This is a genomic window from Alcanivorax sp. NBRC 101098, assembly GCF_001010505.1.
GTDB classification, from domain to species: Bacteria; Pseudomonadota; Gammaproteobacteria; order Pseudomonadales; family Alcanivoracaceae; genus Alcanivorax; species Alcanivorax borkumensis.
The window spans coordinates 791,810-808,544 of the sequence record NZ_AP014613.1 but is presented as its reverse complement, the minus strand read 5'-3'; the positions used below and the strand labels follow the sequence as shown (position 1 = coordinate 808,544).

11 protein-coding genes are annotated in these 16,735 nt (G+C 55.8%); 5 read left to right on the top strand and 6 right to left on the bottom strand.

The window, feature by feature from the left end; all coding sequences use genetic code 11:
- Positions 1 to 35: 35 nt before the first annotated feature.
- Positions 36 to 1,586 (bottom strand): hydantoinase B/oxoprolinase family protein, encoded by a 1,551-nt coding sequence (locus AS19_RS03715; protein WP_035460844.1) that lies wholly within the window; start codon positions 1,584 to 1,586, stop codon positions 36 to 38.
- Between the two features lie 232 nt (positions 1,587 to 1,818).
- On the opposite strand from AS19_RS03715, the gene AS19_RS03710 reads away from it, so the two are divergent.
- The 3 genes from AS19_RS03710 (at position 1,819) to AS19_RS03700 (ending at position 5,020) form a co-directional block, all read left to right on the top strand.
- Positions 1,819 to 3,000 carry an aspartate aminotransferase family protein gene (locus AS19_RS03710; protein WP_035460978.1) on the top strand — a complete coding sequence of 394 codons (1,182 nt, stop codon included), beginning with the start codon at positions 1,819 to 1,821 and terminating at the stop codon, positions 2,998 to 3,000.
- The gene (gene argF / locus AS19_RS03705; RefSeq protein ID WP_011588003.1) at positions 2,997 to 3,905 is read left to right on the top strand and encodes an ornithine carbamoyltransferase; all 909 of its coding nucleotides are present in this window, start codon (positions 2,997 to 2,999) and stop codon (positions 3,903 to 3,905) included. Before AS19_RS03710 ends, argF begins: the two co-directional genes overlap by 4 nt.
- Positions 3,906 to 3,970: 65 nt before the next feature.
- Positions 3,971 to 5,020, top strand: a complete 1,050-nt coding sequence (locus AS19_RS03700; protein ID WP_011588002.1) for an ABC transporter ATP-binding protein — start codon at positions 3,971 to 3,973, stop codon at positions 5,018 to 5,020.
- Between the two features lie 140 nt (positions 5,021 to 5,160).
- Here the strand turns inward: AS19_RS03700 and AS19_RS03695 are convergent, their stop codons facing one another.
- The 5 genes from AS19_RS03695 to AS19_RS03675 all read right to left on the bottom strand — a co-directional run bounded on the left by AS19_RS03695 (position 5,161) and on the right by AS19_RS03675 (position 11,637).
- Positions 5,161 to 6,264: a GGDEF domain-containing protein gene (locus AS19_RS03695; RefSeq protein WP_046961704.1), complete on the bottom strand. Its 1,104-nt coding sequence runs from the start codon at positions 6,262 to 6,264 to the stop codon at positions 5,161 to 5,163.
- Positions 6,261 to 7,364 (bottom strand): diguanylate cyclase, encoded by a 1,104-nt coding sequence (locus tag AS19_RS03690; RefSeq protein ID WP_011588000.1) that lies wholly within the window; start codon positions 7,362 to 7,364, stop codon positions 6,261 to 6,263. The genes AS19_RS03695 and AS19_RS03690 overlap by 4 nt, the downstream gene beginning before the upstream one ends.
- 197 nt (positions 7,365 to 7,561) lie before the next feature.
- Complete coding sequence (glpK, locus tag AS19_RS03685; protein WP_011587999.1) at positions 7,562 to 9,055, bottom strand: glycerol kinase GlpK; 1,494 nt, start codon at positions 9,053 to 9,055, stop codon at positions 7,562 to 7,564.
- A gap of 188 nt (positions 9,056 to 9,243) precedes the next feature.
- Entirely contained in the window at positions 9,244 to 10,869 is a 1,626-nt protein-coding gene (locus tag AS19_RS03680) for an ATP-binding protein (protein WP_011587998.1), read from the bottom strand.
- 45 nt (positions 10,870 to 10,914) lie between these two features.
- Positions 10,915 to 11,637: a response regulator gene (locus tag AS19_RS03675; RefSeq protein WP_011587997.1), complete on the bottom strand. Its 723-nt coding sequence runs from the start codon at positions 11,635 to 11,637 to the stop codon at positions 10,915 to 10,917.
- 674 nt (positions 11,638 to 12,311) lie between these two features.
- On the opposite strand from AS19_RS03675, the gene AS19_RS03670 reads away from it, so the two are divergent.
- The gene (locus AS19_RS03670; RefSeq protein WP_011587996.1) at positions 12,312 to 15,200 is read left to right on the top strand and encodes a ribonucleoside-diphosphate reductase subunit alpha; all 2,889 of its coding nucleotides are present in this window, start codon (positions 12,312 to 12,314) and stop codon (positions 15,198 to 15,200) included.
- A gap of 144 nt (positions 15,201 to 15,344) precedes the next feature.
- Positions 15,345 to 16,637, top strand: a complete 1,293-nt coding sequence (locus AS19_RS03665; protein WP_011587995.1) for a ribonucleotide-diphosphate reductase subunit beta — start codon at positions 15,345 to 15,347, stop codon at positions 16,635 to 16,637.
- The last annotated feature ends 98 nt before the right edge of the window (positions 16,638 to 16,735 follow it).

The window sequence follows — 16,735 nt, the reverse complement described above, 5'->3', positions numbered from 1 at the left end:
AACGAAAAAGAATCAATATCAATATGCTATAGTTCTCATTTGCATTCCCTGCCGCGATACCCGCCACCGCCGGGTGAAGCCACTAACAACCGATCACCGGGGCGAGCGGTGAAGCTAGCTTTCGGTGGCAACAACCGGCCGTTATGGCGGTTTTCCCCCACCGCTCCACTCTGCCCGCCGGCCAGCCCCCAGGGAGCGAAAAGGCGACGCTCAGTAAGCAGGGTGACCTGGGCATCAGCCAAGAACTCCAACTCACGGACCAAGCCCTCGCCCCCCATAAACTGCCCACTCCCCCCACTGCCCCTGCGCAATTGATAACGGTGCACCCTCAGCGGATAGTGAGACTCAAGGCTTTCGACTGGCGTATTAAGAGTATTAGTCATATGACTGTGCACCGCCGACAGCCCAGGGCCACCAGCATGAGCGCCCGTACCACCGGCCATGGTTTCGTAATAATCCCAGCCATTGTCACCGCCAGCGCCCATAGCCACATTATTCATGGTTCCCTGACTGGCTGCGGGAATTGCCTCCGGCGCCGCCTGAGCCAGCGCACCCAGCACCACATCCACCACCCGTGAACTGGTTTCCACATTGCCGGCAGCCACCGCCGCCGGGCGGCGGGCATTGAGCAACGAGCCTGGCGGAGCGGACAGCTTTATAGGCCGAAAGAGACCATCGCAGGCAGGCACGTCATCGTCCATCAAGCAGCGAAAGCAGTAATAGACCGCTGCGGCTGCCACGGACAACGGGCAATTGATATTTCCCGCCACCTGATCTGCCGTGCCACTAAAATCCAGAGAGGCCTGATCTCCGCAAATCGTGAGGCTGACGGTAATGAGGATGCCCTGCTGGCCTTGGCCATCGTCGTCCATGTAATCCTGGAACCGGTAACAACCATCCGGCAGGGTCGCGATGCGAGCGCGAGCACGCTTTTCACCATACGCATTGAGGGCATCAAAGGCCGCCACCAGATCAAATTGCTGATCGGCCAGCTCCGCCAAACGCCGGGCACCCGCCTCACAGGCACTAGCCTGGGCAGAAAAGTCGGCAAAACGCGGAGTCTCTACCGGCAACGTCCCGTGCTCCTCCAGCCCGGCTAGGCGCCGGCACAAAGGCACCTGCCATTGCCCTGCGCGTTTTAGCCAACTGGGAGCAATAACAATCCCTTCTTGCTCCAGATGGGTAGATACCGGCATGGATCCAGGGCTGTGGGCACCAATATTCGCATGGTGGGCCCGGGTCACAGTGAAGCCCATTAGGGTCTGCGACTGAAATACCGGCGCAACCACCGTTACATCCGGCAAATGCGTGCCACCCAAATAGGGATCATTCACCACCATCAGATCTTCTGCCTGCCACTCTCTGCCCGTGACCAGATCCGCCATGGCATAAGCCATGGACCCAAGATGCACCGGGATATGGGCCGCCTGGGCGCACAGCCGACCTTGGGCATCAAAAATAGCACAGGAAAAGTCGAGTCGGTCCTTGATGTTCGGGGACAGCGCACTCAGGCGCAATACCGCACCCATTTCCTCACAGATACCGCCAAGGCGGTTGGCAAAAATACTCAGCTGGACAGGATTCATAGGGCAATAGGCAGTCAATAATGAATAGTTGATAGCGAAAATCTAATGCAGAGCAGTCTGCCCTTGTTCATTGTCTTGCATCAACTATTAACTATTGGCCAATAACTGCGCTATTATCGGCGGTTCCGGCAGCCCTCGGCTGCCGTTTTTTGTTTTGGGACGGGAACCAGACGCGGATAAGAGCGCACTGGCTCGTTATCAATTATTCATTGCCAATTATCAATTGCCTGCTATGTCGCAATATTTGATCCCCACCTACGCGCGCCAGCCAGTGGCTTTCGTGCGGGGCGAAGGCGTGTGGTTATATGACGAAAACGACCACAAATACATGGATGCCATCTCCGGAATTGGTGTGTGTAACCTAGGCCACTGCCACCCGGCGGTGACCCGAACCCTGGCTGAACAGGCCAGGCAATTAGTGCACACGTCCAACCTGTACCGCATTCCCGCCCAAGAATCGCTGGCGCAGCGTCTGTGTGAGTTGAGCGGCATGGCAAACGTGTTTTTCTCCAATTCTGGTGCAGAAGCCAACGAAGCGGCCATCAAGATTGCCCGCCTGTACGGCTCTCGCAAACAGATCACCTGCCCCACCGTGGTGGTGATGGAAGGCAGCTTTCACGGCCGCACCATGGCCACCTTGTCGGCCACTGCCAACGCCAAGGTGCAGGAAGGTTTTGCACCCTTGCTGGACGGCTTTGTTCGCGTCCCGTTCAATGACTTGGCGGCAGTAGAAGCATTAGCAGAGAACCGCGACATCGTCGCTGTACTGGTAGAACCGGTGCAGGGCGAAGGTGGCATCCACATTCCTGCGGACGACTACTTGGCTGGCCTGCGCGCCCTGTGCGATCGCAACGACTGGCTACTGATGCTCGATGAAATACAGTCCGGCAACGGCCGCACCGGGGATTACTTTGCCTGCCTGGGTGCCAATGTCACTCCGGATGTGCTGACCACGGCCAAAGGCCTAGGCAACGGCTTTCCGATTGGCGCCTGCCTGGTTGCCGGCAAAGCCGAAGGTGTGTTCGGCCCCGGTAATCACGGCAGCACCTACGGCGGCAACCCGTTGGGTTGCGCTACTGCCCTGACCGTCGTCAATGCGCTCACCGATGATGTCATTGATGGTGTGGCCGACAAAGGCGCCTGGCTGAAAGATGCCTTTACTCAGGCGTTTTCAGACCTGCCCATGGTCACCGAAATTCGTCAGCGGGGCCTGATGCTAGGTATCCAGCTCGATCGCCCTTGTCCCGAGCTGGTCAACCGCGCCCGCGACGCCGGCCTACTAATCAATGTCACCGCCGGATCCGTGGTACGGCTACTGCCGCCGCTAGTGATCAACCAAACTGAAATGCAGCATCTAGTGGACACTCTGTCTGCCCTGATCCACCGTTTTGCCGATGAGCAGGAGGTCGCATGACCCGTCATTTCCTGACCCTGACCGATCTAACTCCAGATGAACTCGGCTACCTGATTCAGCGCGCCATTGAGCTGAAAACCATGCTGCGCAACGGCCAGAACCATGAGCCATTGAAAGGCAAAACGCTGGGCATGATTTTCGAAAAATCATCCACCCGCACCCGGGTATCCTTTGAAGTAGCGATGACCCATTTTGGTGGCTCCAGCATCTTTCTCTCGCCCCGAGACACTCAGCTGGGCCGGGGTGAACCGATTGAAGATTCAGCACGGGTACTGTCACGCATGGTCGATGCGGTAATGATCCGCACCTTTGACCACGCCACCCTGCAAACCTTTGCCGACCACTCGGCGGTACCCGTGATAAACGCCCTCACGGATGACTTCCACCCCTGCCAGCTACTCGCCGACATGCAGACGTTTGTAGAGCATCGCGGCAGCATCCAAGGCAAGAAAGTGGTGTGGGTCGGTGATGGCAACAACATGTGTGCCAGTTACATTAACGCTGCCAACCAGTTTGATTTCGAATTGGTCATCAGCTGCCCAGACGGCTTCACCCCAGATAACGACCTGCTGGGCCGCTATCCGGAGCGGGTCAGCTTAGAAGCGGACGTGGCCACCGCCGTGCAAGGCGCTCATCTGGTAGTGACCGATGTGTGGGCTTCCATGGGCCAGGAAGATGAACAGCAAACCCGCCTTAACGCGTTTGAGGGTTATCAAGTCACCCCTGAACTAATGGACAAAGCCGATCCGGATGCGCTGTTCATGCACTGCCTGCCCGCCCACCGTGGCGAAGAAGTCAGCCACGAAATGATGGACGACCCCCGCGCCGTGGTCTGGGACGAAGCCGAAAACCGCCTGCACGCGCAGAAAGCCTTGCTGGAATTTCTGCTCACTGGCCAACATTGATGGCAACGCTGCACGCCTCACACGCATACGTTTGCGTGTTGCGTGCAGCCTAGAGCTGCGCAATCATGAAAGAACCACTGCTTAGCCTCAATCATCTGGCCTGCGGCTACCACCAGCAGACCGTCGTCAATGACCTGAGCCTGACGCTGGCCGCCGGGGAAATCGCGTGCCTGCTCGGCCCAAGTGGTTGCGGAAAAACCACCACCCTGCGCGCCATTGCCGGGCTGGAACCAGTAACCTCCGGCTCCATCAGCATTCTGGGTAAAACCGTCTCCGGCCCCCACCAACAACTACCACCCAACCAGCGTGGCCTGGGCATGGTGTTTCAGGAACATGCCCTTTTCCCCCACCTTACCGTGGCCGACAACGTAGCCTTCGGCCTGCGGCACCAAAGCCGCTCGCAACGCCAGGAACGCGTGCAAGCCTGCCTGCAACGAGTGCGCCTTGGCGGCCTTGATCAACGCTACCCTCACGAACTTTCCGGCGGGCAACAACAGCGCGTCGCCCTAGCCCGAGCACTGGCCCCCCAGCCAGCCCTGCTGTTGCTGGACGAACCCTTTGCTAGCCTGGACTTGGATCTACGCCGGTCGCTGGCCCAAGAATTAGGCGATATTCTCCGTCAGGAAAAAGTCACCACCTTGCTGGTAACCCATGACCAAGAAGAAGCCTTTGCGTTGGCCGATCGGGTGGGGGTCATGCAGCAAGGCCGGCTAGAACAATGGGATACCCCCTACAATATCTACCACGCCCCGGCGAATCGTTTCGTGGCAGAATTCGCCGGTTACGGCACCTTCCTGCACGGCACGGTGCACGACGGTAACACCGTTCACACAAGCCTTGGCGATGTGACCGGGCGCAGCCGCGCACCCCTGCAACCCGGCACCGAGGTGGAAGTTCTGCTACGACCGGAAGATGTGATCGCCGACGAATCCGCTCCTCTGGCCCTACCCGTCACCCGCCGCCAATTCACCGGTGCAAGCATCCTCTACCACCTAAGAGTCGGCGCCAACGAAACCCTGCTCTGCCAAACAGACAGCCACACCAATGTGGTAGAAGGCGACAATCTTCATGTCCGGCTGGGAACCAAGCATCTGGTAGCGTTCGAAACGCATTGAACGTTGAAGTGCTAACCATGCAAAGTGCATATTGGCCTGCGCTACAACAATGAGACCCTTTCCATCGTAAATGACTTGCTCTGCGGCACAGGAGTTTATCGTCTAGCGGAGCCCGCTGATCGCATTGTTCGACTTTCAACTCATGCAACTCGGCTCTGGTCCCGCCCCCCGGCCTTTGCCCTATATAAGCCCTGATCCGCCCGGTTAAGCAACTCGTCCACGCGCTCTCCCTCCTGGTAAGCCGCCACGCCCACAGACAGGCTGACTATCGCCGGCCCACCTTGAGCATCGAAGCGTTGTTCGCGCCAACGCAAGCGCAAGCGTTCTGCCACCAGTAAAGCACCTTGGGCGTCACTCTGCGGCAACACCAGCAGAAACTCTTCGCCACCCAAGCGGCCAAAGTGATCGCCATCACGCATTCCCGACAACGCCATCTCGGAAAACTGACGCAGCACTCGATCGCCCCAGTCATGGCCATGACGATCATTAATTTTCTTAAAGTGGTCAAGATCCACGTAACACACCGCAAACGGCACGCTCTTACTGCTGAACAAAGCCCTCTGGCGCTCCAGAATTTCCAGTAAGTGGCGGCGGTTAAACAGGCCAGTGAGGTCATCACGAATGGCCATTTCCCGTACCTTTTTCACTGCATTGGCGAGGTCACGATTTTTATCGACCAGAGCGTCGCGAAGGCGATTAATACTGCCACCGGTGACGGCAAAACTCACCGAAATCATGGCAAATACCAACCATTGCAACAGCTCCACTGACAGACTCAAGTGTACCCAACGATCCTGCAGAGCCAGCCACAGCATCAACGCATAGGCCGCACTGGCCATAAACGCCACTGCCACCATGACTTTGCCACTGAGCCGAAACGACACTAACAATAACGCGGCAAAAAATAGCGTTACCACGCTGAGCCGAAACTCATCCACGTAATAGCCCGACACCATGAACACGCCGATAAAATACAGGATTAACGGTAACGATAAGCTCGGCTCACCCAGCCTAAAGGTGATGCCTGTTGCCATCAGCAGCTGGTAAGCCAACAGAGAGCCCCAGACCAGCAAAGCCAGCACCAACGCCTCCGTCAGCGAGATATCCATGTAGCCAAGCTGAAAATAAACCACGCACAATAGGGTGTGCATAGCGATGATTACCATGGCAGAACGACTATGCCTTTGCATCAAGCGTTTCTCGCTCAATCTCAGCTTTTCCGCCTGATGCAAAGCATGCTTCATTCGGTCTCCCCGATAATCAGTTTATCGCGTCCGGTTTCCTTGGCCCGATACAAGGCGAGATCGGCTCGTTTAATCAATTGTGCAGGAGTTTCACCATCCGCCCGCATGGCCAGCCCCCCGGACACCGTCACCATCAGCCCCGGTGCATCCTTAAAACGCTGGCTGCGCATGCTCATCAGAATACCTTCCACTAAGTTACGTGCCTCCTCCTGGTCAGTCACTGGTAGCACCAACATGAATTCCTCCCCCCCCAGCCGGGCGGCCAAATCCTGCTTGGTCAGGTGGCGACGGGCCACATCCGCAAAACGCTGCAAGACCGCATCGCCCATACGGTGGCCATACTGGTCATTGGTTCTCTTGAAGTGATCCAAATCCAGGTATACCACCGCCAACTGGTACGCCCCGCGGGCAGACTGTCCGCACGCATTATTTAATAGCTCCATGGCATGGCGGCGACGATAGAAACCGGTCAATTCATCTTTCACTGCCATCTCGTGAATGCGCTCGACAATTTCTGCTAACTGCTGATTACGCCTGCCCAATTGGAACCGAATAGTGGAAATTTCAGACGCCAACAACATGGCCGCCACCACCATGACACTAAACAACCCCCACTGAATCCACTCGCCCCGGGCATCAATCGCTTCCGGCCAGTACACACAAATAACCCCCAGCACAATTGCGTAGCCCAACACGCAATAACTGGCCAGCGCCATGAACTGCCGCAACGACGCCTGAAACACCCCAAGCTGAACAATGGCGAAGAAAAGCAGCATGACACACAGGCGTACCTGATCCACGAATAACGCCGTTATTAGCAACCCGGTGGTCGACCACACCATTAACGGCATAATCATGGAAGGCTCCGCCAAACGGCGATTCAGCCCCATCAGCATGAATAGAATAAAGAGAAGATGACCCGCCCAAATGCCGGCAAAAAGAGAATAGAAAAGGAACTCTCCACCCCGGAAAAAATCCAGCTGTAAAGCGATCCAACAAAGTAGAGTATGGGCACCGCCACCCGCTAGGATCGCAAACCGCACGCGGCGCAGCTGTTGGGACTGCAAAGCCACAGGGTGAAGCGTTAACGTTTGATCCATGCCGGATTCCTGAGTTGGTGCAACCCTCCCCATTAGCAATCGCACCAACTGGTAGCATAATATTATTATTGATGTGCTAATAATAATACTGAATGTCGACTACGTCACAGTTTGATCATCCCCAAAACCGAACCGTCCATCGTTATAAAGCGCTCTTTACTGCCAGCGAAATCCTTAACGTTTATGCAAGTTAGCCATCAATTAGCACCCCGTGAGGTCTGACAAACTCGAGCCACCGCATCCCGCCACCCTTGATAGCGCTTCTGCCGCTCCGGCTCAGCCAGCGCGGGGGAAAAGCCCCGTTCACAACGCCATTGCTCTGCTATGGATTCCAGTGATGCATACAACCCGACCCCCAGGCCAGCCAGATAGGCAGCCCCCAAGGCCGTGGTTTCGGTGACTACCGGTCGGTCCACACAGACGCCCAGCACATCCGACAAGGTCTGGCTCAGCCAGTTATTCACCACCATTCCACCATCCACCCGCAGGGTGGTCGGCCGGGTGCCACAATCCGCCGCCATAGCATCCAGCAAATCCCGCGATTGATAACACACGGCCTCCAGCCCCGCGGTGACCACCTCGGCAATCCCAGTATCACGGGTCAACCCCATTAAGGCTCCCCGAGCATGGGGGTCCCACCACGGTGCGCCCAAGCCAGTAAAGGCCGGCACCAGATACACGCCTCCGGCAGAACCGACGCGGCGGGCCAGGGCTTCGGTTTCTCTGGCATCCCGAATTAAATGCAAGCCATCTCGTAGCCACTGAATCGCCGCTCCAGCCACAAAAATAGAGCCCTCCAGTGCATAGGTGGTTTTGCCATTGAGGCGATAGCCCACGGTGGTCAGTAAGCGGTTATGGGATTCCACCGCCTCACCCGTATTCATGACCATAAAGCAGCCGGTGCCATAGGTGCTTTTCACCATCCCCGGAGCAAAACAAGCCTGCCCCACCAACGCCGCCTGCTGATCACCGGCAATACCGGTCACCGGCACCGCCGCGCCCAACAATTCCGGGCAGGTGGTACCGAAATCAGCGGCACTGTCGCGCACGTCGGGCAATACCGATGCAGGCACATTGAATAATGTCAGCAGCTCTTCATCCCAGCATTGCTCATGAATATTGAACAATAAGGTACGCGACGCATTGGTGGCGTCAGTAGCGTGCACCTTGCCACGGGTCAGTTGCCACAACAGCCAGCTATCGATAGTGCCAAAAGCCAACTCTCCGGCTTCTGCACGCTGACGCGCATTGGGGACGTTATCCAGCAACCAGGCCAACTTGGTAGCGGAGAAGTATGGATCCAGCAACAAACCTGTTTTGCTACGCACCTGATTTTCATGACCCTGATCACGCAACGCTTCACAGGTAGACGCCGTACGACGATCCTGCCAAACAATTGCCCGGGCCAACGGGTCACCGGTCTCGCGATCCCACAACACCGTAGTTTCACGCTGATTGGTAATACCAATGGCCACCAATTGCTGCGCTTCTACCCGGGCATTGCGCAAGGCTTGCTGACACATGGCCAAGGTATCATTCCAGATTTCCATGGCGTCGTGTTCCACCCAGCCATCCTCGGGAAAATACTGGCGAAACTCTTTCTGAGCCTGCCCGCAAGCGTGCCCATTGGCGTCGAACACAATCGCCCTTGAACTGGTAGTGCCCTGGTCGATGGAAAGGATATAAGGCATGGCTCGTCTAACCTTGTTATGCATATGGGGGTAGAAATCAAACAAATGCCACGAGATAGCATGGAAAGCGTATTTTAAATGAAGACCGGATGACACATTGCACAATAACGGCCAACCCAATAGACCTTATCGGCTACCAGCGGCTTTGTGCAAAGGCCTAAATAGAGGAACATTTAAGCTTTCCCTATTCAATGAAGTTCGTTCACCCGCCCTAGCACATGCTGGCCCTGCTGATCCTTGGGCAAGGTCACGGTAAAGCGGGCACCACCTTGCGGGCTTTCATCCACGCAAATCCCGCCTCCGTGCCAATCCACAATACGTTTCACAATGGACAAACCCAAACCGTACCCACCGCTGGCCCGGTGGCGGCTCTTATCCAAACGGGCAAAGGGTTTAAACACCCGCTCGCGTTCGTGCTCTGGAATCCCCGGGCCGTCGTCATCCACATGAATGAACACCAGATCATCACTCTCCTCAACCCGCATAACAATATGGGATTTAGCGTAGCGCAAGGCATTGGTCACCAAGTTCTGAAGCACCCGATGCAGATAGCGTTCCTCCGCTTCCACTTTGAGGGTCGGGCAAGCGTTGTTCACGGTGATGACCGTTTCATCACGAATGGTTTCCAACTCATCGCGCAGCTGTTCGCACAATTCGCCAATCACCACCGGTTTGAATTCAATATTAGGAGTGCCTTGCTCCAAGCGAGCATAGGTAAGGATTTCGTCAATCAGCTGATCCAGCTGTTCGATATCTTGATCCATAGCATTGAGCTTTTCACGGCGACGCTCCGCCGACTCAATATCGGCAAGCATCTCCAGCCCAAAACGCAACCGCGCCACCGGGGTGCGTAATTCATGGCTCACTGCGCGAGTCATCTCTCGCTGTGACTCAATCAAACGACGAATATGTGCCGTCATACCATTAAAGGTTGCTGCCACCTGCCCAATGGCATCACTGCCTTCGATATTGGCATAGGCTCCCAGGTCCCCACTGCCCAACTGACTCACCGCCTTATCAAGCCTCTTGAGTCGCCGCTGCAGGGGGCTCACCTGTAGATAAGTGGCCAGCGCCACCGCCAACAAGCTGGTAATACCAGCAATCAACAGCAACTCAATAGGAAACCGGTCAAACAAGCTCAGCGGGCCAAGCACCAACAATTTATCGGTTTGTGCCACCGGCGCATAAATCCGGATACTGGAATCATTGCGAGTACTGTCGTCAAGAGCAATAACCACCTCACGGCGCCCGAGTCGCTGTTCTTGCTCATCATCCAGAGAGACATCATCGCGCTGCAGCAACGTCAGAGGGTAACCGAACTGACGCTGCAAAGTAGTCAACGCCTGATCCCACTCTGATTCTTGGAAATGGGACAAATAATGAAGGATCAACACAGCCGTAGCCCGCGCCTGTTGTTCAGACACCTTGGTCATCCGCGTGTTGATATAGACATCTTCGCCAGGAAGCTGAAACAAGACATCGGCGTAGCCCGCATCGTCATTCAGACGCATCACCACAAGGCCGTCTTCAAGGTGCAAACGTTCCCGATACCCCAGCGCCAGATCATCACTGGAGAGCAGCGCGATCTCGGCACTGAACAGCTTGCTAAGCACCTGACTCCAGCGATCGCGGTCGCCAACCTCATAATGCTGGTAGCCTTCCGCCATCAGAAAGAAGGTGCCCCGGGCCATCTTTTCACGGTACAGGTCGGATCGGTAACTGTTCACCAGCTCCACCGCACCATAGGTGATGGCGCCGATCAAACACAGCGCCAGCAACAAGCCCCCGTAGAGCCTCAGGAAAATACTATTCAAACATCACCCAGCGTCATCCCTGCGCCGCAACGACCAACTCAGCCGTTATATTGCGCCGATTTCCTTGACGAACAGATACCCCTTGGAGCGTACCGTTTTGATGCGCTTGGGGTTTTCTGGATCGTCCCCTACTTTAGGGCGAATCCTGGAAATACGCACATCAATAGAGCGGTCTTGCCCGTCATATTGAATGCCCCGCAGTTTCTCGAAAATTGTTTCCCGTGACAGCACCGTGCCCGCGTTGGACGCTAGCAGCCAAAGCAAATCGTATTCCGCACTGGTAAGATCCACCGAATCGCCGGCCAAAGTCACTTCGCGGGCAGAGTTATCGATCACTAAGGCACCGAATTCCAAGCGTGCCGGTGAATTATCACGCTCACTATCCGTTTCCACTCGACGTAACAAGGCACGGATCCGCGCCAACAACACCCGGGGTTTAACCGGCTTGGCCACGTAATCATCGGCGCCCATTTCCAAGCCCAGCACCTGATCCATATCATCGGTGCGAGCGGTAAGCATGAGAATGGGATTCTTATAGGCACTGCGCACTTCACGACATACCGTCAGGCCGTCGGCACCGGGCAGCATCAAATCTAGCACCACCAGATCCGGCTGATCCGCACGAATACGGCGAATAGCTTCTTCACCGTCGCTGACTACCGTCACACCAAGGCCATTGCTTTGCAGGTATTCACAGGTTAAATCGGCAAGACGCTCATCGTCTTCTACGATCATGATGGCTGGCGGGTTATCCTGCACAGTTGTCATCCCGTCCTTATCCTTCTTGAAATTTGTATCGTTATTGTCGTTTTGTTCCAACGCCAACCCGGCAAACTGTAACAAACGTATCTCTATCGTATGTTTATACGCATACGCGTTGTACACGGCAACCTCTCAGGCGGCTCATCATACAGACAACAACGCCCCTGTGGTTTTCCCATACTTCTCCCAATATAGACGCCTTATATACAACAATCTGCAAGAGCACCCCCATTAACAAACACTATATCTAGTGTGGCATGCCCCAAAAAAAAGCCTTCTCAATGCACTCACATTGCCCCACAAGTTATCCACAAGATTTCCCCAGGTGAAGTGCTTGCAAATAAGCAAGCACAACTATACCTTGTACCAGAGTCAGGCGCGCACCCCAACATGTTGGGTTTTTATAAAGCTAACGCCTCCCCAAGACAAAGCAGTCTATCGCACCGGAAAGTGCAATCTCATCAGCGATTTAGCACTTTCCTGACAAGCAAGGGGGAAAATTACGTCATGAATAAGACACAACATCTTGTGGTTCGTGCGCTCACGACCCCACCATGCATTACCTAAAACACGATTTAACGCGCCATGGCCGTACGGCCATGGCGTTTTGCGTAGTGAAGCCGCCAGGTTCACAGCACACAAACACAGACAGCTAAAGCACAAACAATGGAGAGGGCACCATGCAGACGGATATGAGCCAGAACCCACAGAACGCTGGCTCCCCTGCCAGCGACAGCAACGATCAGGACCAGAGCATTGCCAGCACAGCGCCCGGCCAGCTACGCGTCATCAAGCGCAATGGCAAGGTCGTGGGCTACGATGACGACAAGATCACCGTTGCCATTAGCAAAGCTTTCCTTGCTGTCGAAGGCGGCACCGCCGCTGCATCGTCCCGCATCCATGAAACCGTAGCTCGCCTTACCGAGCAGGTCTCCGCCACCTTCAAACGTCGCATGCCTTCCGGCGGCACCATCCACATCGAAGAAATTCAAGATCAAGTTGAACTAGCCCTAATGCGCAACGGCGAACAGAAAGTCGCCCGTGATTACGTGCTGTATCGCGAACAGCGAGCCTCCAAACGCGCTGCCGAACAGAAAAGCACAGACCTGCCCGCACCGACTCACCAAGTGGATATGTCTGTCACCATGGAAGACGGAAGCAAAGCACCGCTGGACATGGCACGCCTTGAGCACCTGATCCGCGCAGCCTGTTCCGGCCTGGAAGACGTGAACGCCGACAAGATCATCACTGAAACCGTGAAGAACCTGTACGACGGCGTCTCCATCCACGACGTGAACACCTCCATGGTGATCACCGCCCGCACCATGATCGAAGTGGAGCCGAACTATTCCCAGGTGACCGCTCGCCTGCTGATGGACAAAATCCGCGCCGAAGCACTGCAGTTTTTGCGCGTGGCCGAACGTGCCAGCCACGATGAAATGAATGCCCTCTATAGTGATGCATTGAAAGCCTACATCAGCAAAGGCATCGAGCTGGAACTGCTGTCTCCGCAACTAGCCGAGTACGACCTAGACGCGCTAGGCGCGGCCCTAGATGGCAATCGCGATCTGCAGTTTTCCTACCTGGGCCTGCAAACCCTGTATGACCGCTACTTCATTCACCATAACGACACCCGCATCGAACTACCCCAGTGCTTCTTTATGCGTGTGGCCATGGGCCTGGCAGCGGAAGAAGATAACCGTGAAGCGCGCGCCATCGAGTTCTATAACCTGCTATCCAGCTTCGATTACATGAGCTCCACGCCGACCCTGTTCAACGCCGGCACCCTGCGCCCGCAGCTATCCAGCTGCTACTTGACCACCGTGCCGGATGATCTACACGGCATCTACGGCGCCATTCAAGATAACGCCATGCTCTCCAAGTTTGCCGGCGGGCTGGGTAACGACTGGACCCCCGTGCGCGCACTGGGCGCTTACATTAAAGGCACCAACGGCCGCTCACAGGGCGTGGTTCCTTTCCTTAAAGTGGTCAACGATACCGCCGTGGCCGTTAACCAAGGCGGCAAGCGCAAAGGCGCCGTCTGTGCCTACCTAGAAACCTGGCACATGGACATCGAAGAGTTTCTGGAGCTGCGTAAAAACACCGGTGATGACCGTCGTCGTACCCACGATATGAACAGCGCCAACTGGATTCCCGACCTGTTCATGAAACGCGTGATTAACGAGGAAGACTGGACTCTGTTCAGCCCCAACGACACGCCAGACCTGCACGACCTGTACGGTGAGGCATTCGAAAAAGCGTATACAGAATACGAAGCCAAAACCCGCAGCGGCGAACTGAAACTGTTCAAGCGACTGCCCGCCATCAACCTGTGGCGCAAGATGCTCTCCATGCTGTTTGAAACAGGCCACCCTTGGTTCACCTTTAAAGATCCGTGCAACCTGCGCAGCCCGCAGCAGCACGTGGGCGTAGTGCACTCCTCCAACCTGTGCACCGAAATCACCCTGAACACCAACCAAGAAGAAATCGCCGTATGTAACCTGGGCTCCGTAAACCTGGCCCAGCACGTGGACGAAAACGGTCTGAATATCGAAAAACTGCAAAGCACCATTAACACCGCCGTGCGCATGCTCGATAACGTGATCGACATCAACTACTACAGCGTGCCCCAAGCGAAGCGTTCCAACATGAAGCACCGCCCGGTGGGCCTGGGCATCATGGGCTTCCAGGACGCACTGTATAAGCAGGGCATCAGCTATGCTTCCAGCGATGCGGTGACCTTCGCCGATACCTCCATGGAAGCGGTGAGCTACTACGCCATCCAAGCCTCCGCCAAACTGGCGGAAGAACGCGGTGCCTACCAGACCTTCGACGGCTCCCTATGGAGCCAGGGCATATTGCCCATCGACTCCATCGATATTCTGGTCAAGCAACGTGGCGAAGATTACTGCAAGGTGGACCGCAGCCAGACCCTGGACTGGGACAGCGTGCGCGCCATGGCCAAGAAAGGCATGCGCAACTCCAACGTGATGGCCATTGCACCGACAGCAACCATCGCCAACATCACCGGGGTTTCTCAGTCCATTGAGCCCACGTACCAAAACCTATACGTGAAATCGAACCTGTCCGGCGAATTCACCGTGGTCAACCCTTACTTGGTTAAGGCGCTTAAAGAACGCGGCCTGTGGGACAACGTCATGGTCAACGACCTGAAATACTACGATGGCTCCGCACAACCCATCGAACGTATTCCGGCGGACCTGAAAGAACAGTTCCGTACCGCCTTCGAAGTGGAACCGCGCTGGTTGGTAGAAGCAGCAAGCCGGCGCCAGAAATGGATCGATCAGGCTCAATCCCTGAACCTGTACATTGCCGAAGCGAACGGCAAGAAGCTGGACGTGACCTACAAAATGGCCTGGTTGCTGGGTTTGAAAACCACCTATTACCTGCGCGCCATCGGTGCCACCCAGACCGAAAAGTCCACCATCAGTGATGGCAAATTGAACCAGGTTTCCTCCGGGCCAGAAACGCCGGCTGAATTCAATCAGGCCGCCGACGTACCCAAAGCTTGCTCCATCGACGAACCTGACTGCGAAGCCTGCCAATAAGAGACGCTCGCACGCTATCACGCGCCATGCAGCACGCATTTTCCTGCGTACCCACATGAAACGTGAAGCGTGCACGCTGGCATAAAGAATACGCAAGCGGTGAATCAACACCACCAAACTTGTAATGGAATATGGAGAGAACACATGCTGAGCTGGGACGAATTCAATGCGCAAGAGACGCCTGTCGCCAAACCGCAGCCCACACCCGCAACGCCGCCGGAACCTAAGGCGGTATCTGACCAAGCGTCACCTGAAGCTAAAGCACCGGGAACGGGAAGTACTGCGGATGATGGAATCGAGCAGCAGCGACGAGACAACACCGCCGCCGCCCGAGCCGCCTCAGACGCGGTAGCCCGCGCCCAGGCCTCCGTGGCAAAGATGGACATAGAAGACGGCGTTGCCGAACTGGAAGGGGCCGCTGGCCGCGTAGAAGTTGACGACAAGCGCATGATCAACTGCCGCGCCGACCTGAACCAATTAGTTCCCTTCAAATATGACTGGGCCTGGCAGAAATACTTGGATGGCTGCGCCAACCACTGGATGCCTCAGGAAGTGAACATGAACGCCGACCTGGCGTTGTGGAAAAAGGCCGACGGCCTCACCGACGACGAGCGTCGCATCGTCAAGCGTAACCTGGGTTTCTTTGCCACTGCCGACTCCCTGGTGGCCAACAACTTGGTGCTGGCCATCTACCGCCTAATCACCAATCCAGAATGTCGCCAGTACATCCTGCGTCAGTCTTTTGAAGAAGCCATCCACACCCACGCTTACCAGTACTGCATCGAATCACTGGGCATGGATGAAGGCGAAATCTTCAACATGTACCAGGAGATTCCGTCCGTAGCCAAGAAGGCCCAGTGGGGCATCCAGTATACCCGAGACCTATCCGACCCGGAGTTCACTACCGGCACCCCGGAAACCGACAAAGCACTGCTGGAAAACCTGATCGCGTTCTACTGCGTACTGGAAGGCATCTTCTTCTACTGCGGCTTCACCCAAATTCTGTCCATGGGTCGCCGCAACAAAATGACCGGCGTGGCCGAACAGTTTCAATACATCCTTCGTGACGAATCCATGCACGTGAACTTCGGCATCGACGTGATCAACCAGATCAAACTGGAAAACCCACATCTATGGGATGCCCAGATGCGCGACAAAGCCACCCAGATGATTCTGGAAGGCACCGAACTGGAAATTCAATACGCCCGCGACACAATGCCACGCGGAGTACTCGGCATGAATGCCGCGATGATGGAAGAATACCTGCAGTTCATCGCCAACCGCCGCCTGGCCCAACTGGGCCTGCCAGAACAGTTCAAAGGCGTGAACAACCCGTTCCCGTGGATGAGCGAAATCATGGACCTGCGTAAAGAGAAAAACTTCTTCGAAACCCGGGTCACCGAATACCAGGTGGGCGGCGCACTCTCCTGGGAATAACAGTGTGAGTGTTGTGAGTTGCCATTAGAGAGGGCACGTTTGCCATTAGACGGTAACGTGCCCTCTTTTTATATCAATAACTTACAGATTTCTTGCCA

Excerpts from the sequence above, each read along its gene's own strand:
- AS19_RS03715 (WP_035460844.1), bottom strand. The coding sequence starts at position 1,586 with ATGAATCCTGTCCAGCTGAGTATTTTTGCCAACCGCCTTGGCGGTATC.
- AS19_RS03710 (WP_035460978.1), top strand. The coding sequence starts at position 1,819 with ATGTCGCAATATTTGATCCCCACCTACGCGCGCCAGCCAGTGGCTTTC.
- argF (WP_011588003.1), top strand. The coding sequence starts at position 2,997 with ATGACCCGTCATTTCCTGACCCTGACCGATCTAACTCCAGATGAACTC.
- AS19_RS03700 (WP_011588002.1), top strand. The coding sequence starts at position 3,971 with ATGAAAGAACCACTGCTTAGCCTCAATCATCTGGCCTGCGGCTACCAC.
- AS19_RS03695 (WP_046961704.1), bottom strand. The coding sequence starts at position 6,264 with ATGAAGCATGCTTTGCATCAGGCGGAAAAGCTGAGATTGAGCGAGAAA.
- AS19_RS03690 (WP_011588000.1), bottom strand. The coding sequence starts at position 7,364 with ATGGATCAAACGTTAACGCTTCACCCTGTGGCTTTGCAGTCCCAACAG.
- glpK (WP_011587999.1), bottom strand. The coding sequence starts at position 9,055 with ATGCCTTATATCCTTTCCATCGACCAGGGCACTACCAGTTCAAGGGCG.
- AS19_RS03675 (WP_011587997.1), bottom strand. The coding sequence starts at position 11,637 with ATGACAACTGTGCAGGATAACCCGCCAGCCATCATGATCGTAGAAGAC.
- AS19_RS03670 (WP_011587996.1), top strand. The coding sequence starts at position 12,312 with ATGCAGACGGATATGAGCCAGAACCCACAGAACGCTGGCTCCCCTGCC.
- AS19_RS03665 (WP_011587995.1), top strand. The coding sequence starts at position 15,345 with ATGCTGAGCTGGGACGAATTCAATGCGCAAGAGACGCCTGTCGCCAAA.